Annotated in this window: 16 protein-coding genes and 1 other RNA gene; 14 read left to right on the top strand and 3 right to left on the bottom strand. The window is 60.5% G+C overall.

Translation table 11 applies throughout. From position 1 onward, the window contains the following. Positions 1–4 precede the first annotated feature (4 nt). A complete protein-coding gene (fabZ, locus tag ACYVI2_RS14420) occupies positions 5–448 on the bottom strand; it encodes a 3-hydroxyacyl-ACP dehydratase FabZ (protein WP_415821348.1) in 444 nt (147 codons plus the stop codon). A gap of 361 nt (positions 449–809) precedes the next feature. Here fabZ and ACYVI2_RS14425 point away from each other — a divergent pair, with 361 nt between their 5' ends. Continuing rightward, positions 810–1,013, top strand: coding sequence for a cold-shock protein (locus ACYVI2_RS14425; RefSeq protein ID WP_094820147.1), 204 nt, complete (start codon positions 810–812; stop codon positions 1,011–1,013). Positions 1,014–1,067: 54 nt separating this feature from the next. On the opposite strand, the gene ACYVI2_RS14430 is transcribed toward ACYVI2_RS14425, so the two are convergent. After that, on the bottom strand, positions 1,068–2,003 hold the full coding sequence (locus ACYVI2_RS14430; RefSeq protein WP_415821347.1) for a LysR family transcriptional regulator: 936 nt from the start codon (positions 2,001–2,003) through the stop codon (positions 1,068–1,070). Between the two features lie 61 nt (positions 2,004–2,064). On the opposite strand from ACYVI2_RS14430, the gene ACYVI2_RS14435 reads away from it, so the two are divergent. From ACYVI2_RS14435 to ACYVI2_RS14490, 12 genes are all read left to right on the top strand, one after another. Beyond that, entirely contained in the window at positions 2,065–3,174 is a 1,110-nt protein-coding gene (locus ACYVI2_RS14435) for a 4-oxalomesaconate tautomerase (RefSeq protein ID WP_415821345.1), read from the top strand. 124 nt (positions 3,175–3,298) lie between these two features. Then, on the top strand, positions 3,299–4,273 hold the full coding sequence (locus ACYVI2_RS14440; RefSeq protein WP_415821344.1) for a Bug family tripartite tricarboxylate transporter substrate binding protein: 975 nt from the start codon (positions 3,299–3,301) through the stop codon (positions 4,271–4,273). Positions 4,274–4,443: 170 nt separating this feature from the next. After that, entirely contained in the window at positions 4,444–7,377 is a 2,934-nt protein-coding gene (locus ACYVI2_RS14445) for a PD-(D/E)XK nuclease family protein (RefSeq protein WP_415821343.1), read from the top strand. Further along, positions 7,374–10,853: a UvrD-helicase domain-containing protein gene (locus ACYVI2_RS14450; protein ID WP_460490319.1), complete on the top strand. Its 3,480-nt coding sequence runs from the start codon at positions 7,374–7,376 to the stop codon at positions 10,851–10,853. The genes ACYVI2_RS14445 and ACYVI2_RS14450 overlap by 4 nt, the downstream gene beginning before the upstream one ends. A gap of 209 nt (positions 10,854–11,062) precedes the next feature. After that, positions 11,063–11,160, top strand: an RNA gene (gene ffs, locus ACYVI2_RS14455) — signal recognition particle sRNA small type. 201 nt (positions 11,161–11,361) lie between these two features. Then, on the top strand, positions 11,362–13,719 hold the full coding sequence (locus ACYVI2_RS14460; protein ID WP_415822564.1) for a DNA polymerase III subunit gamma/tau: 2,358 nt from the start codon (positions 11,362–11,364) through the stop codon (positions 13,717–13,719). 80 nt (positions 13,720–13,799) lie between these two features. Then, positions 13,800–14,126, top strand: coding sequence for a YbaB/EbfC family nucleoid-associated protein (locus ACYVI2_RS14465; protein ID WP_415809038.1), 327 nt, complete (start codon positions 13,800–13,802; stop codon positions 14,124–14,126). An 83-nt stretch (positions 14,127–14,209) separates the two neighbouring features. Continuing rightward, positions 14,210–14,818 carry a recombination mediator RecR gene (gene recR / locus ACYVI2_RS14470; protein WP_415822565.1) on the top strand — a complete coding sequence of 203 codons (609 nt, stop codon included), beginning with the start codon at positions 14,210–14,212 and terminating at the stop codon, positions 14,816–14,818. Between the two features lie 162 nt (positions 14,819–14,980). Continuing rightward, positions 14,981–16,021, top strand: coding sequence for an ABC transporter substrate-binding protein (locus ACYVI2_RS14475; protein ID WP_415822566.1), 1,041 nt, complete (start codon positions 14,981–14,983; stop codon positions 16,019–16,021). Next, on the top strand, positions 16,014–16,823 hold the full coding sequence (locus tag ACYVI2_RS14480) for an ABC transporter ATP-binding protein (RefSeq protein WP_415822567.1): 810 nt from the start codon (positions 16,014–16,016) through the stop codon (positions 16,821–16,823). Before ACYVI2_RS14475 ends, ACYVI2_RS14480 begins: the two co-directional genes overlap by 8 nt. 1 nt (position 16,824) lies before the next feature. After that, the gene (locus tag ACYVI2_RS14485; protein WP_415809042.1) at positions 16,825–17,622 is read left to right on the top strand and encodes an ABC transporter permease; all 798 of its coding nucleotides are present in this window, start codon (positions 16,825–16,827) and stop codon (positions 17,620–17,622) included. Positions 17,623–17,708: 86 nt separating this feature from the next. After that, a complete protein-coding gene (locus ACYVI2_RS14490; protein WP_415822568.1) occupies positions 17,709–18,236 on the top strand; it encodes a carboxymuconolactone decarboxylase family protein in 528 nt (175 codons plus the stop codon). Between the two features lie 915 nt (positions 18,237–19,151). On the opposite strand, the gene tal is transcribed toward ACYVI2_RS14490, so the two are convergent. Next, on the bottom strand, positions 19,152–20,105 hold the full coding sequence (tal, locus tag ACYVI2_RS14495) for a transaldolase (RefSeq protein ID WP_415821781.1): 954 nt from the start codon (positions 20,103–20,105) through the stop codon (positions 19,152–19,154). A gap of 255 nt (positions 20,106–20,360) precedes the next feature. On the opposite strand from tal, the gene carA reads away from it, so the two are divergent. Beyond that, entirely contained in the window at positions 20,361–21,518 is a 1,158-nt protein-coding gene (carA, locus tag ACYVI2_RS14500; protein ID WP_415821782.1) for a glutamine-hydrolyzing carbamoyl-phosphate synthase small subunit, read from the top strand.

Here is a 21,518-nt window from a genome sequence, read left to right on the forward strand (position 1 = left end):
AGAGTTATTCTGGCGAATTGCGGATGGCGCACAGAATGGTGGCCTCGGCGACGAGTTTGTCCTCGACAAATGCTTGACCTCGGTATTTGCAAATGGCGCGGCTGAGTCGAACCGCTTGGACTTCGATACGCAGTTGATCCCCGGGGACTACAGGTATTAAGAAACTCGCGTCATCAATCCCTAAAAAATAGTAGACCGCTTTCCCTTGTTCTGGCCGGCTTTCTGTTCCTTCGTCGGCAAAGGAGAACAGCGCGGCCGACTGCGCCATGGCTTCGACAATGAGCGTGACAGGCATGTGTTGCCCCACGGCCATGAAGGGGTCGTTGGTCGATACATTCTTGATTGCGGTGATTTTGTGCTGAGGAATGATCTCAATCACACGATCAATCAGGAGCATGGGGTAGCGATGTGGTAGTCGCTCCATGATTGATTTGATATTCAGGCCCATACGTGGATACCTCTTTGTCGCACTTGGAGCCCGTGCCGGGGGTTTACGCCACTTGCGTGTCCGCAGTGTGCCACAATGCGGGCATATTCCATGGGTGTTGGATGAAATGAGGCGTGGTGGTCGAAATTCGTCTCTGTTTGACATGCCTAAACTCGGCATGGTTCAAGAATTCAGTACCAGTAATGCACTCAGTTGAAACTTTGATTGACTTCTCGTCCCGGGCCACTCATAGTGGCAGGGATCTTCAAGTGTCGTGATCGTTGTGCGGTCAGGCGCGACTACCGTGTCATCATTGTCCTCAATCCTTCCTTGATCGTCTGTTTGGGCCGACGCCCGAACGTTACTTATATAAGGAAGTGTTATGGAAACCGGTATCGTCAAGTGGTTCAACTCTGAAAAAGGCTTTGGCTTCATCATGCCCGAGAACGGCGGCAAAGATCTATTTGCCCATTTCTCCGACATTGAAAGCGAAGGCTATAAGTCGTTGGATGAAAACCAGCGTGTCTCCTACGAAGCTGCTCAAGGAGCAAAGGGCCCCCAAGCCAGGAAGATTCGAGTTCTCTAACGAACTCATTGCTTCAGAAAAACCCTCCCTGGAGGGTTTTTTGCATCGTGCGACTTACTTTTTTGCGGTTTTCGAGTCGGGCGTGCGTTTGGCCATCTTGCCTGCCTGATGAACCATGTTGTAGAGCTGTTGTGCCGCGGGCGCTAACGGCCGGCCGCGGCGGGCAATGAGACCGAGTGTGCGAGTCACGCGGGGATGTTCGAGTTTGAGGCTGGTTAACGTAGCATGACGGGTCAACGGCATCGCCAATTGAGGCACGGCGGCGACGCCTAATCCTGCCTCTACCATGCCAAGCAATGTCATGATGTGGCTAACTTCAAAGGCGCTGACCGTGCGTTTGCCGCTTTTGGCCAGCGCATCATCGATCAATAGCCGATTGCCACTTTCTTTTGCCACGGTCATGAAGCGTTCTTCCGAGAGCTCCTCCCACGATACGCTGCGTCGACGGGCTAGCGGATGATCGTTGCGTATCGCCAGCACGAAATCCTCGCGTAATACTGCTTTGAAATCTACGTCGGGTTCCTGCGTGCCGAAAAAACTGATTCCAAAATCTGCGCGGCCAGTGACAATGCTGTTGAGTACCGTATTCGCGGTCTCGTCAATGATGCGCACCCGTATACGGGGAAAGCGCTCGGCGTAGGCGCGAATCACGGAGGGCAGGAAGTAATACGCGACCGATGGGACGCAAGCGACCGTGACCAGTCCACCGCGTTGCGCGGCCAAGTCTCCGATACTCAATACTGCACGCTCTAACTCATCTATCGCGCTGCGGGCGCGCTCCAGGAATACGCGGCCGACGTTTGTCAATGAGACGCGGCGCGTGGTGCGCTCCAGCAAGCGTGCGCCCAGCAGATCCTCCAGTTTTTCGATGCGTCGGCTTAATGCAGGCTGGGATAGGTGCAGGTCCTCGGCGGCGGCACGAAAGCTGGCGCGTTCGGCAACGGCGACAAACGCCTGCAATTCCTGCAGATCGAAATTGATGCGTGACATGCATTAATCCATAGATAAGTTGCAATTCACATAGTAGCGTGGCCGGCGCAGAATGCCACACATGGAAACCGTAATCCCCTGTGTACTGATGCGTGGCGGCACGTCACGCGGCCCCTTTTTTCTGGGAGATTGGCTGCCCGCCGATCCCGCAGAGCGGGACAGGTTGTTGCTGCTCGCGATGGGCTCGCCCCATGCCTTGCAGGTCGATGGTTTGGGGGGCGGGAATAGCCTGACCAGCAAAGTCGCCATTGTCTCGCGTTCGTCGAGAGCCGATTGCGATATTGATTACTTGTTTGCTCAGGTGTCTGTGGATCGCGCATCGGTGGATACACGGCCCAATTGCGGCAACATGCTGTCGGGTGCTGCGCCTTTTGCTATTGACGAAGGACTGATCGCGGCTCGAGATGGCGTGACAGCCGTTCGGGTCCACAACGTCAATACGGGGGCTGTGATTGAAGCAGTGGTGCAAACACCGGATGGCCGTATTACCTATGAAGGTGAGACGCGTATTGATGGCGTTCCTGGTACTGCGGCTCCCGTGCGACTGAATTTCCAGGACGCATGGGGTGCAGTCACTGGGAGTCTCTTTCCTACGGGACATAGGCTGGAAACGATAGAGGGCCTGCCGGTTACATTGATCGATGCGGCGATGCCAATGGTGTTGATGCGGGCCGCAGATTTCGGATTGCGTGGAGACGAGACGGCGGCGCAATTGGACAGCAATACAGCGTTGTTGGAACGGATAGCCCGCATTCGCCTGGAGGCTGGGGCGCGCATGGGGTTGGGCGATGTCAGCGATAGTGTGATTCCCAAACCGGTGTTGCTGGCGCCGGGCGAAACCAGGGCGTCTATCCGGTCGCGCTATTTCACCCCTCATGCATGCCATCGCGCCCATGCGGCAACCGGGGCGGTGGGCGTGGCCAGTGCATTTTTCATGCCGGGTACGGTGGCGCATTTATGCGGTGGCCCAGACGTGCAAGACGGATATCGGACGGTGCGTATCGAGCATCCGTCGGGCGGGATGGATATCGATGTGGCCTTGGACGTGTCTAGCGGATTAGTACGTGCGGCGGGTCTGGTGCGCACGGCACGCAAGATCATGAAAGGGATGCTGTATGTGCCCGGCCAGTATCAGATAAGCAGTCAGTTGCTGCAGCGCGAGGCCGCTTAGCCATCGCGGTGATCGACGTGGCGGCCGGATGCCGCCGATCAACATCCGTGTGAGTGCTGCATCGCTATGTGGGCGCTATACGAGCAGGCCCGCGCAATGAAATTGATAAAACTAGGAGACACAAATGAAATTTCTACCGAGCAAAAAGTGGGCGTATGCTGCCGCGGTGTGCTGTGCCTTTGGCGTGAGCGCAGCGTATGCCGATTATCCTGACCGCGCGATTACCTTGGTGGTTCCGACCGCTGCTGGTGGAGGCAATGATGCCTTGGCCCGCGTGGTGGGGCAAAAAATGGGGGATCTGCTGGGCCAGTCGATCATTGTGGTCAACAAGCCCGGCGCGCAGGGGGCGATCGCCTCGGATTATGTGGCGCGCCAGCCGGCTGACGGCTATACGCTGATGCTGGGTTATATCGGCACGCATGGCATCAATCCCGCGTTGCAAAAGCTGAACTACGACCCCGTCAAGGATTTCACGCCGATCGGCCGGGTGGCGGATTCTCCTACCATCATGGTGGTGTCCAGCAGTATCGATGTCAAAGACGTGGCGGGTCTGGTGAAGTACAGCAAGGATCATCCGGACAGTCTGACCTTTGCCTCGGCCGGGGCGGGGACGGCACCGGCTGTGGCCGGGCAACTGTTCAATCAAGCCACTGGCGCCAATATGCTGGACATCCCGTACAAGGGCTCGGCGCCGGCGTTGACCGACACTTTGTCCGGCACGACGCAAGTCATGTTTCCGAGTCTGTTCAGTGTCTATCCGCACCTGAAATCCGAGAAAATCCGCGCGCTGGCCGTCGCTGGGCCGACGCGGTCATCGGTACTGCCCGGACTGCCGACGCTGGCCGAGGCGGGCGTGCCCGGTGTTGAGGTGCCGCAGTGGTATGCGATTTTTGCGCCGGCCAAGGCGGATGCCGCTCTCGTGCAGAAACTGAATACAGCCTTGAATCAGGCATTGAATGACCCCGAAGTCGTGAAGAAAATCGACGAGCAAGGCGCCGAGGTGCATACCAGTACACCGGCGGACCTGGGGGCGTTTGTGCAAAGCGAGGCGGTGCGTTGGAAAAAGCTCGCCGCCACCACGGCGCTGGCGGCGCGATAGACCGCTAGTTTGGGCGAGTGCTGCGGTCTGATTCGTGGCCGCTTGTCTGGGCGGAGGATTTTCCTCCTCTCAGAGTGATGAATTGATATCTCCGTTAGCGCGGCTGATGCGGTTATCCTAGCGGCTCTGATCTCCGATAATTTCGGTATGAGCCGCTTTTTGTTAACCGCATGAACTACGACGCGGAATTCCGCTCCCTTATTTCGTTGGAACAGGTTGGCCGCCTGCCGGCCGCGCAGACGCTGGTGCTGACGGTGAACAACCGGCTGGCGCGTCGTTTGACGCTGGACCTGGCCGGTCAACTGCGCCGTGAACGGCAAGTCAGCGAGTTACCGCGGGTGCTGCCACTGGGCGCCTGGCTGGTCGAGGCGGGGGCCGATCTGGCCTTTGTCGCGGACGCCGATCTGCCGGCGCATCGCCTCGATACCTTTGCGACGCAAATGGTATGGGTGGATGCGATTGCATCAGAAGAGGGCGATCGCGTATTGCTGGACGTCGCCCAGGCGGCGGCGTTGGCCATGGATGCCGACGCGTTGATGGACGAGTGGGATCTGCAGGTACCCAGTGGCGCCGATACGGACGAGTATCGCGGTTTTGCACGGTGGCGCGCGCGTTATCGCGAGCAGTTGCGCGCGATTGATGCAGAGGATGCGAACCAAGGCTATGCGCGTGTGTTGGATGCGCTGCAGCAGGGGACGGTAGCCGCGCCGCCCTATCTGGTGTTGGCTGGGTTTACGGATGTGTCGCCGCGTTTTGCGGCATTGCTGGATGCGTTTCAGGATGGCGGTTCGCAACTGTCGTGGTTGCAGGACGCGGAGACCGAGGCGGCGATGCCGGCACGGTATTGCGCGGATGATCAGGGTGGAGAATGGCGGGCGGCTGCCGCTTGGGCGGCGCAGCGATTGGCGGAGCATCCCGCCGGGCGCTACGCGATTGTGTCTGCCCAGTTGCAGGCCGAGTCGCCGTTTGCGCGGCGTGTGGTAGGGCAGGCCCTGGCTCAGGGCGGGCATGCATTCAACGTGGCGGTGGGGCGGCCGTTGACAGAATGGCCTGCGGTCAATGCGGCATTGGCGTGGTTGCATGCCTTGGCCGATATGGCGCATGCGGACGTGGTGGATGCGCCGGTCTTGGGCGCGGCCTTGTTGGCCGGCCATTGCGCGGGCGACCGTAGCGATGGCGCGAAACTGGCGACGATCGATGCACGTTGGCGTCGCAAGGGGCTCAGCCGTATTGACGCGGCACAATGGCAGCGGGATATCGCCAGCGAGAATGTGCGGACGGCTCATCGAGTTGTTGCGGACGCGACTCGCAACACGGACATTGATGTTGCCCAGGATGCTGCAAACAACACTACAAACAGCGCCGAGAGCGCCCCGTTTGCACGAAAGGGCGCGGCACTGTCGACCGCTTGGCCTGCGGCGTTGGAGATTTGGCGGCAGGTCGGTGAACGCGCGACATGCGATCTCTGGATGCCTGCGATGCGCGCTGCATTGGTGGCATTAGGGTTTCCGGGAGAGCGGCCGTTGGATAGCGTGGGCTATCAGGTCATGGGCGCGTTGGGAGACTTGTTTGGCCGGTATGCGGCATTGGCGCCTGCGGCCGGACAGTTGAATGGCCGCGCTGCCGTGCGTCTGCTGGAGCGTGCAGCGGCAGCCTCGTCATTTCAACCTCAGCGTGATCCCTCGGCACGATTGGATGTGCTGGGGCTGCTCGAGGCCGAGGGCGGGCATTGGGATGGTGTGTGGATACTGGGCCTGACCGATGACGTCCTGCCCGCGACGCCACAGCCTAATCCGTTGTTGCCTCTGGTGGTGTTGCGACAGGCGGGCGCACCGCGCGCCACGCCTGAACGCGAGCGTCAATGGGCGGAATCCATGTATGCCGCACTGTGCCGCTGTGCGCCCGAGGTGGTAGTGAGTCATTCGCACCTGGATGGCGAGCGCGAGCTGCGGCCATCGCCCCTGATTGCGCAGGTTCCGTCAATGGATTGGCAGATGCCTGTAGCCGCGGCGCCTGCGTTGTTGCCTCAGCAGGTGCTGGACGATGACCGAGGGCCAGCATTGGCGCAGAGGGATGGCCGGGCATCCGCCCTGATGCAACGATCTTCGGATGATGGCGGCGCATCAGCGATGGCGCCGGACGCATCGGAGGGTGAGTACGGCGCGGCATTGCCGTTGACGTCGAGCGATGGTCAGCCATCTGCTTTGACGTCAGCACGCCTGGCTGGCGCAACGGGGGGGCTCGATGTGTTGGACACCCAGGCTCGTAATCCGTTGTGGGCCTTTGTCCGGCATCGTCTGGGCGGCCGAGCGCTGGCTGATTATGCCGATATGGCGAATCAGAATGTACGAGGGCAGTTCCTGCATCGCGCACTAGAGTTGGTATGGCGCATGTTCTCCAGTCAAGAGGATTTGCACGCGGCCATGGGAGAGGGACGTCTGCCCGCGCTGATCGAGCAAGCCATTGACGAGGCTGCCAGTACCGAGTTGAAAACCTATCCGCCTGCATTGCGTGAATTGGAGTGCGAGCGCGGACGGGCAGTCTTGGCGGGATGGTTTGATGTCGAAGCGCAACGTATGCCATTCGAGGTCGCCCAGGTCGAGGAAACCCATCATTGGTCGCGTGGACCGTTGGCATTGACGGTGCGATTGGACCGATTGGATCGCCTGCCTGACGGCAGAGCCGTGATCGTCGACTACAAAACCGGCATGTCTCCGGGGAATCCAGAGTCGGATTGGGCGCGCGTGCGCCCTGTGAACTTGCAGTTGCCGTTCTATGCCTCAGTGCTGTCGGGCGATACCCCCGATGCGGATGTGGCGGCATTGGTATTGGCGCAAGTGCATGCGCGTCAAGTCGTAGCGAGCGGATTGACGGACACGGATCTAGGCATGGCAGGCGTGACGGCGATTGAAAAGAGCAAGGCTTTCGAGGGGCAGGCTTGGGGAGATATCCTGCATCGCTGGCGTGGGGCAGTAGAGGGATTGGCCGATGAGTATGCGCAGGGATACGCCGCAAACGTGGTCTATCGCCAGGACGATTTGAAATACTGTGATGCCATGCCATTCCTGAGATTGCACTTGGAAGACGAGGATGACGCAGAATGAGTAGCGCTGTTCGTCAACCCTCTGATCATCTCGCACGCGCTCGTGCGTTGGACCCTGCCGCATCGTATCTGGTGCAAGCCCCTGCGGGCTCGGGCAAAACCGAATTGCTGACGGATCGTATTCTGGCGTTGCTGGCGACGGTCAATCGGCCCGAGGAAATCGTCGCCATTACATTCACGCGCAAGGCCGCGTCGGAAATGCACGCCCGCGTATTGAGTAAATTGCGGGACGGCAATGGCCCCATGCCCGAGACCGAACATGGTCAGCGTAGTTGGCAGTTGGCGCGCGAGGCGCTGGCGCGTGACGAGGCCCTGGGTTGGAAACTGTTGCAGCATCCGGCGCGTTTGTCGATTCGTACTATCGACTCGTTTTGCGCGGGCCTGGTGCGCGGGATGCCGTGGTTGTCGGAGTTGGGCGGCATGCCGGATATCGCGGACAATGCCCAGGCCCATTATGAGGCGGCCGCGCGGGCGACATTGGCGTTGGTCGATGATTTCGACGCCGTGCGTACCTTGTTAAAGCACCTGGATGTCGATACGCAGGCTGCTGTAGAAGCGATTGCGGCGATGCTTGGACAGCGTGATCAATGGCTGCCGTTATTAGCGCACGGCAGTGATCGCACGGCCCTGCAGGACGCATTGGCCGAAGCCATAGGCGAGGACCTGGACGCCTTGGCACAGGCCATGCCGTTGGGCTGGGAGGATGCGTTGTGCTGGCCTGCACGGATGGCCGTTGCGGCGTTGGATGAAGAAGACCCCGCCCATGCCTTGGCCGCGCTGCGTGATTGGGACGAGCCGTTGATGCCCGATGCCGAGTGGCTCGGGCATTGGAAAGCCGTACGCCATTTATTGTTGACGTCCGCCGGCGCGTTGCGCAGCGCGCGAGGTGTCAACAAGAAACTGGGTTTCCCGCCAAAATGCGAACACAAAGAGGCATTTACGCGATGGCTTGATGCGGCCGATCCCCAAGCCTCCTGGGTATGGATGCTGGACGCGGTCGATTCAGTTCCGCCGGCGGAGTTCAGCGAGGAGCAATGGCGTGTCTTGAGCGCACAGTTGATGACGCTGAAGCTGGCGGTCGCGCAACTGCACCTGCGCTTTGCCGAAACCCGTGAAGTGGACTTCATCGAGATCGCGCAGCGTGCCTCCCATGCCTTGGGGTCCGCTGATGATCCCGGTGAGTTGCTGTTGAAGCTGGATGCGTCGATACGTCATCTGTTGATTGACGAGTTTCAAGACACCAGTTCGACGCAGATTCATTTGCTCGCCACGTTGACATCTGGATGGCAGCCGGGGGATGGGCGAACGCTGTTCTTGGTGGGCGATCCGATGCAGTCCATCTACCGTTTCCGCAAGGCAGAGGTAGGATTGTTCCTGCAAGCGGCGGAGGTCGGCATCGGTGAAATCGCGCCAGAGTTCCTGCAGCTGACCGATAATTTCCGCTCACAAGCTGGCGTGGTCGAGTGGGTCAATGCGACGTTCCGTGGCTTGCTGCCTGCGCGCAATGATGCTGCGGCCGGAGCCATCGCCTATACCGACTCGGCCGCATTCAATCCGTCGTTGCCTGGCGAACCCGTTCGTTTCCACGGGGCATTTAGTACATCAGGTGCGAGCGAGGCTGACCAGGCGGCCGAGGCGTTGACCGTGCAATTGGTCAAGCAAGCGCTGCAGGACCGCGATCCCGCGAGCCGGCATCCCGTCGCTATCTTGGTGCGGGCGCGAGGCCATTTGGGGCAGTTGGTGCGCCGCTTGACTCAGGCTGGCATTGCTTGCCGCGCCGTGGATCTCGTGCCGTTGGGGCAGCGTCAGGTCGTGTCGGATTTGGTTCAGTTGCTGCGTGCGTTGTCTCATCCGGCAGATCGCTTGGCCTGGCTATCGGTATTGCGCGCGCCGTGGTGCGGGCTGACGTTAAATAGCATGCATGCCTTGTTTGGGCATGACTTGATGACGCCTGTGCCTACGCTGCTGTCCTCGGCGCTGCATGTGGCCAACGAGGCGAAAGACGCTTCGGCATTGCCCCGAGGCCAAAGTTTGTCATTGTGGGACGAACCGCAGTCGGCGCCGCAGCAGGCGCCCGCGCAATGTCTGGCACAACAGCGTTTGACCGCAGACGAATATGCGCGTTTGGCTCACGTCAGCGCCATTTTGCTGGATGCGACGAATGCGAGTGGCGCGATGCCCTTGGCTGCGTGGCTGGAGTCTCTCTGGCAACGCTTGGGCGGTGCCGCTTTGTACGCCAGTGCCAGCGCGGCCGAGGATGCAGAAAGCTTATTCGTCTTGATCGAACGCCTGGCGCCTCATGGCGGGCTGGATCCGGCACAGTTGGACACCGCGCTGGCCAGACTCTATGCCGCGCCGGAGGGCGGCGCCGACGACAGCAACGTGGTCGAAATCATGACCATGCACAAGTCCAAGGGGCTGCAGTTCGATACGGTGATTTTGTACGGCCTGCACAAGTCCCCGCGCGCCGAGCGCGCGCCCCTGGTCAGTTTTGAACAAAGTCATGAACGCGTGCTATTCGGCCCGGTCAAGCCTCGTGCAGACAAAGAAGCCGATCCAGTATCGCGGTATTTGACCCTGCGTGAAAAGCGCCGTGCGGCCTACGAAACCGATCGATTGCTGTACGTAGCGGCGACACGCGCGCGCCACCGTCTGCATCTCGTAGGAAATGTTGCGGTCGATCCTGCGACAGGGCAATCCAAGCCGCCAGCGGCAAACAGCTTGTTGGGGCGGTTGTGGGATTGGCTGCCCGCAGATCAAAAATCGCCTCCATCGGATTGGCAGGATACCGCCGCCTTGGATGACGGTGCGACGGCGCAATATGCCGGCGAGCCGTTACGTCGTATCACTGACCAGGCGATTGATCTGTTGCGTGCCCAGCGATCGTTGGTCAACAGGGCGAATTTTGGGTTGGCCGCGCAAAACGTCATCCAGGGGCAGGGCGTAGAGCACCCTGCTTGGCAACTGGACACGGTGCACGATGCCGCGATCGGTACGCTTGCCCATGCTTGGTTAGCCCGTATCGGTCAAGACGGCCTGGCCCAATGGCCCGCCGAGGCGCTGCGCGCTTATTTGCCCGTCATGCAAAAGCAGCTGACTCGCGCGGGCCTGCCATCCGCATTGGCCCCCGACGCCGCGCATGCCGTCTTGGATACATTACTGGCGACGCTGGATCACGACCGGGGCCGCTGGTTGCTCTCCCAATCCTCCGCCCGCCGCGAATGGCCCCTCATCGACGCCACCGGCCGCGTGTCCGTCATCGATCTGGCCCTCAGCACCGAAGACGGCTGGCTCATCGTCGACTACAAGACCGCCCGCCCCCACACCGGCGAGCCCACCGAACATTTCGCCACCCGCATGCGCCAACGCCACGCGGACCAACTTTTGCGCTACTGCACTCAAGTCACAGCCCTAGACTCCCGCCCCGCCAGATCAGTCCTATATTTCCCCAGAGCAGCGCTATGGATAGATTTATAAGTCGAGACAAAAAACACAAAATGATCTGAAGGCAAATACAGGCAAAGAATTAAACCTGTCCAAAAGAACCATCCCCCAACCACCAGACACCCCACCCCCTCCCTCTCGGAGGGAGGGCCGGGGAGGGAGCCCCCCATACAGGCCCCCCGGGGCCCGCCAAATGAGCTTCGAGCAAGCGGCCTCACGGCCGCTCTGCTAGAATCTCATTTGACGGGCCCCTTCGCATGGTTCGGCGGTGAACCTGGTCAGGTCGGGAACGAAGCAGCCATAGTCGTTTAGGATCAGTGCCGGAGTAAGGCTCGTCAACCGGTTTCCCCAAGGGGGCGCCGTAATCGGAACGAATTGTCAGCATCAGGGCAATTCGCGCGCTGGTTGCGGCGCCCTTTTTTATCGCCGGGCCGCCCCAAGATAAAAACGCCCCTTGGGGGCAGCAAGCCGAAGGCGCGGCGTGGGGGGGCATTTTGTTTTTGGGCGCGCAGGCGCGCATAACTGGCTCTACAATCCGACCATGACTTATCTGGTACTGGCCCGCAAGTGGCGCCCACGTTCGTTCGATACCCTGGTAGGCCAGGACCACGTGGTGCGCGCGCTGACCCATGCGCTCGACTCTCAGCGCCTGCATCACGCCTGGCTGTTCACCGGCACGCGTGGCGTAGGCAAAACGACCTTGTCGCGCATTTTGGCGAAATCGCTGAATTGCGAAACCGGCATTACCTCTCGACCCTGCGGCCAATGCCGTGCGTGTACCGAGATCGATGCCGGCCGCTTTGTGGATTACCTGGAACTCGATGCGGCGTCGAACCGCGGCGTCGAGGAAATGACCCAGCTGCTCGAGCAGGCGGTGTACGCGCCTGGCGCGGGCCGTTACAAGGTCTACATGATCGACGAAGTCCACATGTTGACTGGGCATGCGTTCAACGCCATGCTGAAAACGCTCGAAGAGCCGCCGCCCCATGTGAAATTCATCCTGGCGACGACGGATCCGCAGAAAATCCCGGTCACGGTGCTGTCGCGCTGCCTGCAATTCAACCTGAAACAAATGCCGCCTGACGCCATCGTCGGTCATTTGCAGGCGGTGCTGGCAGACGAGTCCATCGGCAATGAGTTACCGGCCTTGCGCCTGATTGCACAGGCGGCGGGCGGGTCGATGCGCGACGCCTTGTCGCTGACGGACCAGGCGATCGCCTACAGCGCGGGCAATCTGACCGAGGATGCCGTGCGCGGCATGCTGGGCACGATCGATCAACGCCATTTGGTGCGTCTGCTCGAGGCGTTGTCGGCGGGCGAGGCCACAGGCGTCCTGGCGGTGGCCGAGGAACTGTCGACGCGCGGCTTGTCCTATGCGGGCGCGCTGGCCGATCTGGCGGTGCTGCTATCGCGTGTCGCCATCGAGCAGCGTGTGCCTGGCGCGACCCCGGCCGAGGACCCCCTCGCTGGGGATATCGGACGCTTGGCGACCCTATTGCACCCTGACGCGGTGCAGTTGTTTTACTCCGTAGCAGTGCATAGCCGCAGCGAGCTTTCTCTCGCCCCGGATGAGCATGCGGGCTTCATCATGGCCTGTTTGCGTATGTTGGCGCTGAACGGGCAGGCAGGGCCGCAGACGGCATTACAGGCTCCTGCGCCAGCGGCGGGCGGAGTATCTGCTACCGCCTCGGGGGCCGTCACTGCAGCACAGCAGGCCGCTTCAGTGCCCGTCGCGGCAAGTACCGCGGTGCAGGAGTCACCTCGCGCCGCCGTGTCGACTGGTTCAGAACAGCCGGCCGTTGATGTAGCGCAGGGAGCTGCCGCAACATCGAATACTGATGCATCAGGTGCGGCACTGAGCACGGCTTCTGGCGCCGCCGCACCGGCCCCTGCGGTATCGCCTGGTGCTGCTACACCGGCCCCTGCAGCGTCGTCTGGTGCTGCCGCGCTACCCTCAGCACCGAGTCAGCCTGCTGCGGCCCCGTCTGCGCAGGTCGGCACTCAGACTGCCTCCGCACCGGCGGCTCCGACGGGCGCTGCTGCACAGCAGGTTCCCACGCCTGGGGCACAGCCGGCTGCGATTCGCGCAGAACAAGACATTCCGCCGTGGGAGGACTTGCCTGCGGCCGCGGATCCAGCGCTGGATTCCGCTCAAACTCAATCTCAGGACGTGGCGACCCCATCAGCTCAGGGCAGCGCGTCGACGCCTGACTCTGCCCCGGCCTCGGATGCCAAAGCGGCGCACGCGGCTGCGTTGGCAGTGACGCCGTCCTCGGCTCACACGCAGGCCAAGGCCTCGCTGCAGCGCCCGGATGAGCCGCCAGCCTGGGTGGACGAAGACATTCCGGACGAGGCCGAGGGCGGTTACATGCCCGCCTCCGAGTTCACCGCCGATCCGGACGATGAGTTCGAGACGCTGGCCACATCAGCACCGGTGGCCGACCTGGCGCCTGCGCCACGCCGGCCTGCCGCACCGCCGCCTCGTCGCTCCCGTCAGCCTGGCGCCAGCCTGAACAATATGTCGGCCACCGAATGGCCGGCGTTGGCGGCGAAATTACCGGTGACCGGCCTGGCGGCGGAATTGGCTCGGCAAAGCGAATGGTCGGGCGTGCAGGGCGATGCCGTCGTACTGCGCGTCGCAGTGAAAACGCTGGCGGAAAGCGAAAGCCGCGTGCGTCTGCAAACCGTACTATGCGAACATTTCGGCCAAGGGCTGCGCTTGGAAATCGAGGTCGGGGCGACGGGCGACGGCACGGCCCACGCCGTGGCGCAGATCGAGAAAGCAGCGCGCCAACAAGCGGCCGAGGAAGCAGTAGACGCCAACCCCTTTGTGCTGGCATTGAAAGCCGATTTCGGCGGTCGTGTCAGCGCGGTGCGGGCCGTCGAACCCCGTGCATGATCAATGTAAATAGGTCGTCGTTCTCTTCTTGAACCCAAACACCTGTTAAATTTTTATCCCTATTCAAGGACGTTCCCATCATGATGAAAGGACAACTGGCTGGTCTGATGCGCCAAGCGCAGCAGATGCAGGAAAACATGAAAAAAGCCCAGGACGCGCTGGCCGACATCGTCGTCGATGGCGCTTCGGGCGGTGGCCTGGTCAAGGTTTCCATGACTTGCCGCCACGACGTCAAGCGTGTCGAGATCGATCCGAGCCTGTTGGCCGACGATAAAGACATGCTCGAGGACCTCGTAGCAGCGGCGTTCAACGACGCGCTGCGCAAGGCCGAAGCCACTGCGCAAGAAAAAATGGCCGGCGTGACGGCCGGTATGCCCTTGCCGCCGGGAATGAAGCTGCCGTTTTAACCCTGTCAGGTGAGCGGGTGCGTATTTTTTGCGCGCCTGATTGCCGCTTTTCGTCGTTTCTTTTCGTTGTTTCTGTGGCCGAGATGGATCCTCAACTGCCTGAACCTGAGCCGCTGGTCTCGTTGATCGAGGCGCTGCGCCGCCTGCCCGGCGTCGGTGTGCGTTCGGCCCGGCGGATGGCTTATCACCTCATGCAGCACGACCTGCAGGGGGCCGATATGCTGGGCAGGGCCTTGGCAGGAGCTGTGCAGAATCTGCGTCATTGCGCGCGCTGCAACAGCTTTACCGAGGACGAGATCTGCGCCACCTGTGCCAATCCCAAACGCGATCCGTCGTTACTCTGCATTGTCGAAACGCCGGCCGATCAAAATATGATCGAGGCCAGTCACGGTTATCGTGGTTTGTACTATGTGTTGATGGGCCGTGTGGCGCCGCTTGAGGGCATTGGCCCTCGCGAGCTGGATTTCGATCGTTTGCTCGAACGGGTCTCCGACGGGGTGGTACAGGAGGTCATCCTGGCCACCAATTTCACGGCCGAAGGCGACACGACCGCGCATTTCCTGAACGAGGTCCTGGCCGACAAGGGTCTCAAGGTCACCCGTCTGGCACGTGGTGTGCCGGCCGGCAGCGAGCTGGAATATGTCGACGCGGGGACGATCGCCTGGGCGCTGATGGAGCGCAAGTCGGCATAGCTCCCGATGTATGATGCTGCGGCGATGGTCGAACAAGGTGTTCGCTGGCGTGATCGGCATGGTCGCGTCCGAGCCCCGGTTTTGGCCCTGCATAATGATTACGTGACGGCCAGTCAGGCCGCAATGGACACACAGGCCGCGTAGCGGCAAAGGAGACCCTCCATGTCAATCACTCGTCGTGATTTACTCAAACTGGCCGGTGCGGCCGGTGCGATGAGCATGGCGCCAGCCATTGTGCGGGCCCAGAAATTAGAAAAAACGAGCGTGCAGATCGCCGTGGGCGGCAAGCCCCTGATTTACTACCTGCCGCTCAGTATTGCCGAGATCAAGGGCTACTTCAAAGACGAAGGCCTGGATGTCAAGATTGCAGACTTTGCCGGCGGCTCCAAGGCCCTGCAGGCCGTCGTGGGCGGTAGCGCCGATGTGGTGTCCGGTGCCTTTGAGCACACGCTGCACATGCAGTCCAAGGGGCAGTTCTATCGTGCCTTTGCGCTGCAGGGACGCGCACCCATGATCGGTTTCGGGGTCTCGAAAAAGACTGTGCCCAACTACAAGAGCCCGGCCGATCTGAAAGGCAAGAAAATCGGTGTGACCGCGCCTGGCTCGTCGACGAACATGGTGGTCAGCTTCTTCCTGGCGCAACACGGCTTGACCGATAGCGATGTGTCGTTCATCGGCGTCGGGGCTGGCGCGGGGGCAGTGACGGCTTTGCGCAGCGGCCAGATCGATGCGATGTCCAATACAGACCCCGTGGTGTCGATGCTCGCATTGGCCGGCGATATGGACATCATCGTCGATACTCGCACATTGAAAGACACCCAGGCTATCTTTGGCGGCAACATGCCTGCGGGCAGCTTGTATGCCCCGCAAGTCTTTCTCGATGAAAATCCCAACACGACGCAGGCATTGACCAATGCGATCGTGCGCGCCGACAAATGGCTCCAGCAAGCCAGCGCCGATGAGATCGCCAAGACGGTGCCGACCCAGTATCTGTTGGGAGAGCCCGACGTGTACAAGGCGGCGCTCGAAAAGAGTAAAGAAGGCTTCTCGCCTGATGGCGTGATTCCCGAGGACGGTGCCGCTACCGCTACGAAGGCATTGGCCGCCTACGTCAAGGGTTTCGACGCCTCCAAGATCGATCCGTCGAAGGCCTGGACCAACGAATTTACCCAACGTGCTAACCAGAAATACCCCAATGGCTGACGCCGCACTTTTACTCGACCACATCACTTGCACCTTCGTGTCCCGCGATGGCGCAGACAAACGCTATACCGCTGTGCAGGACACGACCTTGGCTATCGCACCGGGCGAGTTCGTCTCGGTCGTGGGGCCTACGGGCTGCGGCAAATCCACCCTGCTGAACGTGGGGGCGGGTTTGTTGCGCCCGTCGTCGGGGCAGGTCAAAGTCTTCGGGCAACCCTTGCAGGGCATCAATACTCGTGCCGGCTACATGTTTCAGGGCGAGGCGCTGTTGCCGTGGCGCAGCGCCTTGGAAAATGTCATCGCCGGCTTGGAGTTTGCAGGTGTAGACCGCGCCGAGGCGCTGGAGCGTGGCCGTGATTGGATGCGGCGCGTGGGCCTGGGCGGCTTCGAGGAACGTTATCCGCACCAGATGTCGGGTGGTATGCGCAAGCGCGCCATGCTGGCGCAAACGCTGATTCGCGATCCCGACATCATCTTGATGGACGAACCCTTTTCGGCACTCGATATCCAGACGCGTCAGTTGATGGAAAACGAGGTGCTCGATTTGTGGATGGCCAAGCGCAAAGCCGTGCTGTTCATCACGCACGATCTGGACGAAGCCATCGCGATGAGCGATCGGGTGGTGGTGCTATCGGCGGGGCCGGGCACGCATCCCATCGGTGAGTTCGCCATTGATCTGCCGCGTCCGCGCGACGTGGCCGAAGTGCGTACCCATCCGCGCTTTGTGGAGTTGCACGCCGCGATCTGGGGCGTGTTGCGTGAAGAAGTTCTGAAGGGCTATGCCCAGCAAAAGCGAGCCTGATATGTCGAAATTGTCTAAACCGGGCTCGTCGTTCAGCCTGCGCTTTTGGCAGCTGTTGCTGCTGGCCGTCATTCTCGTCGTGTGGTACGTCGTATCGCTGGATCCCAAGGTTGCATTCTTTTTTGGCCAACCGCTCGAGGTCTCCAAGCGCATCTGGGCATGGTTCATTACCGACGCTGATATCTATCGCCATTTGTGGGTGACGCTCTCGGAAACCGTGCTGGCGTTTTTCATTGGCACGATATCGGGTTTGGGTTTCGGGCTGTGGCTGGGGCTGTCGAATACCGCCAGTGCCATTCTTGATCCGTACATCAAGGCTGCCAACTCGATGCCGCGCGTGATTCTCGCGCCGATTTTCGGGATGTGGTTTGGCCTGGGGATCTGGTCGAAGGTCGCGCTGGCAGTGACGCTGGTGTTCTTCATCGTGTTCTTCAACGTCTACCAAGGCGTGCGCGAGGTCAGTCCGACGTTGTTGGATAACGCGCGTATGCTTGGCGCAGGCCGCCGTCAATTGCTGCGCCATGTGTACCTGCCTTCGGCAACGAGCTGGGTGTTTTCCAGCTTGCATACCTCGGTGGGCCTGGCGTTCGTCGGCGCAGTCGTGGGCGAATACCTCGGCTCGGCCAGTGGCGTGGGTTATCTGATTTTGCAGGCCGAGGGCACGTTTGACGTCAATACGGTATTTGCGGGCATCGTGGTGCTGACGGCCTTTGCACTGTTGCTCGACTATCTGGTCGGCATCGGCGAAAAACGATTGATGAAGTGGCAGCCCAAAACGGGTGAGACCGAAAAAATCTGAGCGGAATCCGCCCCAAGAGCCACGTGGTTTTTGGGGCTTTTTTTGCCTTGCGGCTGCCTGCATGAGTTTTTTTAGGAGATTGCATCATGGCACGTCTTTCTTACGCGGATTTATCGCATCCAGAGGCAAAGCCTCTCGTCGATCGCATCGTTGCCGAGCGTGGCAGCGTCCTGCATCTGTATCAGATGCTGCTGCACAGCCCGGCCGTAGCCGGCGGCTGGCTGAATTATCTGACCTCCATTCGCCAATTGAGCACCTTGCCGGGTGATCTGCGCGAACTCGTCATCATGCGTGTGGCTGCTATCAACGGCGCGCCGTACGAGGCAGATCAGCATGCTCCCATCGCTTTGCGCGAGGGCATCAGCCAGGCACAACTGGACGCGCTCGAGCAATGGGAATCGTCAGATCTTTTCTCGGAAAAAGAGCGTGCAGTGCTGGCCTATACCGACACGATGACGCGCAACGTTCAGGTGCCGCAACCGGTATTCGATGCGGCACGCCAAGCCGTCGGCAGTGATAAATTGATGGTTGAGCTTACCGCGACAGTGGCCGCCTACAACATGGTGTCGCGCTTTTTAGAGGCGCTGCAGGTGCATTCGCACGATCATCGGTGAGTTGTTCCGCGGGGAGTGGCGTGCTTATGGACGTCGAGCCGAGGCAATCGGGCCGTGGGGGCTTCACAAAGCCGGTCCGGCCCGCCGGGGCCGGACACCGTGTTCGCTCGTCTCGTCCGCGCCTTCGCGCTACCTTCGACTTCCGCTCCACTCGGCTTTGAGGCGCCCCCACGGCCCGATTGCCTCGGCTCGACTCGCAGTAATTCAAGCTCATCACACCGCTGGCACGAGTTTCCTGCTTGGCGTTTTTTTGTTGCTCTGATGGTAAAGAGAAAGATCTTGCAGGGCACACGCGAATCGCTATCGGTCCAGGCATGCGACGGGGTGGCGTGGTGCTTGGTTGGAAGATCTGCTTGGCTAGAGTTAATGCATGCGAAGATGCGTCGCACATCTTTGGATATCGCGAAGTCGTGGTACGAACAGTCGTCTGCTGATTTATGAGAAATCGTTGCTCGAAAGATCTTCTGTTGATCTATGAGAAATCATCGCTCGAGAGATCGTCTGTTTATCGCCAATGCCAAAGCCTTCGCATGCAGATCACGAACGCTATTCATAGGCGCGCCAGTAGGCGCCTATGAATAGCCGCCCTGCCAGATTTTATCCTTGCAAAAATCCGATCCTACGAAGCCTACGTAGACCGCTCGTGCCAGCGACGAGGGAATCAGAGACGATGCGAGTCGAAGCGGGGCAGTGACCGTGTTGGCGCGCCTCGGAGTCGCGCGAGCGGAAGTCGAAGGAAGGCCCGAAGGGGCCGTACGAGACGAGCGATGCGGCAGTCGGACGCGAAGGCGGCCGACCGACTCCGTGAAGCACCAACACGGTCACTGCCCCGCTTCGACGCCCAATAGAACTCGATCCCCGCCCTGCCCACAACTGCAAACCTGAACGATCAAAACAGGGTCGATTCAGACCCGACTAATTGGCAGCGGCGAGCAAAGCGTCGAGTTTGACCGCATCGGCCGAGAACAAACGAATCCCCTCGGCCAGTTTTTCCGTCGCCATCGCATTTGCGTTCAACTCGGTGCGGAACCAGATCTCGTCAGCCGTACGGTGCGCGGGGACGTCCGTACCTATATTGTCGATGCTCAAGCGCGCGGGCACATCGCCTTCGGTCTGATCCAACTCGGTGAGCAATTCCGGACTGATGGTCAGCAGATCGCAACCGGCCAAGGCCCGGATCTGGCCGGCATTGCGAAAGCTCGCTCCCATGATCTCGGTCGCGATGCCGTGACGCTTGTAATAACGGTAGATCTCGGTGACGGACTGCACGCCGGGATCATTTTCCCCGGCACGTTCGGACTCGACCCAGTCGGCGCCGGCGGATTTCTTGTACCAGTCGTAGATACGGCCCACAAACGGCGAGATCAATTGCGCGCCTGCGTCGGCGCATGCCATGGCTTGCGGCAGAGAGAACAACAGCGTCAGGTTGCAGCGGATGCCGTCGGCTTGCAGCGCGCGGGCGGCCTGGATGCCTTCCCAGGTGGAGGCGATCTTGATCAGCACGCGTTCGCGCGCAATGCCGGCCGCCTCATAGAGCGCGATCAGGCCACGGCCCCGCTCGATCGTGGCGCGGGTGTCGAACGACAAGCGGGCGTCGACTTCGGTCGATACCCGGCCCGGTACGATTTTCAGAATCTCACGGCCAAAGGCGACCAGCAATCGATCCGTCTGTTCGGCCGCAGACGCGCCTCGATGTTCTTGGACAACCTGTTGCAACAACGGCCGATAGGCGTCTTTCTGGACGGCCTTCAGGATCAGCGAAGGATTGGTCGTGGCATCAGTCGGGCGTAATGCCCGCATGGCTTCGAAATCGCCGGTATCGGCAACAACCGTGGTGTGACTGCGTAAAGCTTCAAGCTGGCTAGACATGGGACGGGTCGGCGTAGGCAAAGGTTGACGATAAAGGCCTAGGGTATCACTACGCGCAGCCCCTTTTTTTGACAAAAAGTACCGCCAAGCTGCGTTTTCGGCTCTCCGCCCTGACGGAGCATTTATTACATTTTGTGGAGGTTCCTCAGCCGAAAATACGGCTCCCGGCCTTAATTGGCGCGGTTTTCGGGGAAAAATGGCCCGAGAGGGTATAATTACAAGGTTTGATTATCGATTCTGAAACCGGGGTTTACTGTGCTGCCGCAACTTTTTCCCGAGGGCGCTGATCGCTTCCCTCCTGCAATTCTAGCTTTGGCGGACGGTACCATTTTCCGAGGCGTGTCCATCGGCGCGCCGGGTCACACAGTCGCCGAGGTCGTGTTCAACACGGCCATGACAGGCTACCAGGAAATTTTGACCGATCCTAGCTACAACGGCCAGATCGTCACACTGACTTATCCGCATATAGGCAATACCGGCGTCAATGCCGAGGACGTCGAAACCTCTCGCGTCCTGGCGTCTGGCCTGGTGGTGCGTGACTGCCCGTCGCGCGTCTCGAATTTCCGTGCGACGCAATCGTTGCCCGACTACCTGGCTGCCCAGGGAGTGGTTGCGATTTCCGGTGTGGACACGCGCAAACTCACGCGTATTTTGCGTGACGGCGGCGCTCAGGGTGCTTGTATCCTGGTCGGCGACGATGCCGATCGCGCCGTCGAATTGGCTCGAGGCTTTCCCGGCATGGCCGGCCAAGACCTGGCCAAGGTCGTTTCCGTCAAAGACTCGCTCGACTGGAAACAAGGTACCTGGCAATTGGGCGAGAGCTTCACGTCGCCCGCCCAAGACCGCTTTCACGTGGTCGCGTACGACTTCGGCGTGAAATACAACATCTTGCGCCTGATGGCCGACCGTGGCTGCCGTATTACGCTGGTGCCGGCCCAGACGTCTGCCGAAGACGTGCTCAAACTCAATCCGGACGGCGTGTTCCTGGCCAACGGCCCTGGCGACCCAGAGCCTTGCGACTATGCAATCGAGGCGACCCGTGTGTTCCTCGAACGCAAGATCCCGACGTTCGGTATCTGCCTGGGCCACCAGATCATGGGCCTGGCTGTTGGCGGCAAGACAGTCAAGATGAAGACCGGCCACCATGGCGCGAACCACCCCGTGCAGGACCTGCAATCCAAGCGCGTGTTCATCACCAGCCAAAACCACGGCTTTGGTGTGGATGCGGCGACCTTGCCGGCCAATACCCGCACGACGCACGTGTCGTTGTTTGATGGCACCTTGCAGGGTTTTGAGCTGACCGATCGTCCTGCTTTCTGCTTCCAGGGCCACCCCGAGGCCAGCCCGGGCCCGCACGACATTATCGTGCTGTTCGACAAATTCATCAGCCTGATGGCCGGCCAGAAGAAATAA

Source organism: Bordetella tumbae, from assembly GCF_054780995.1.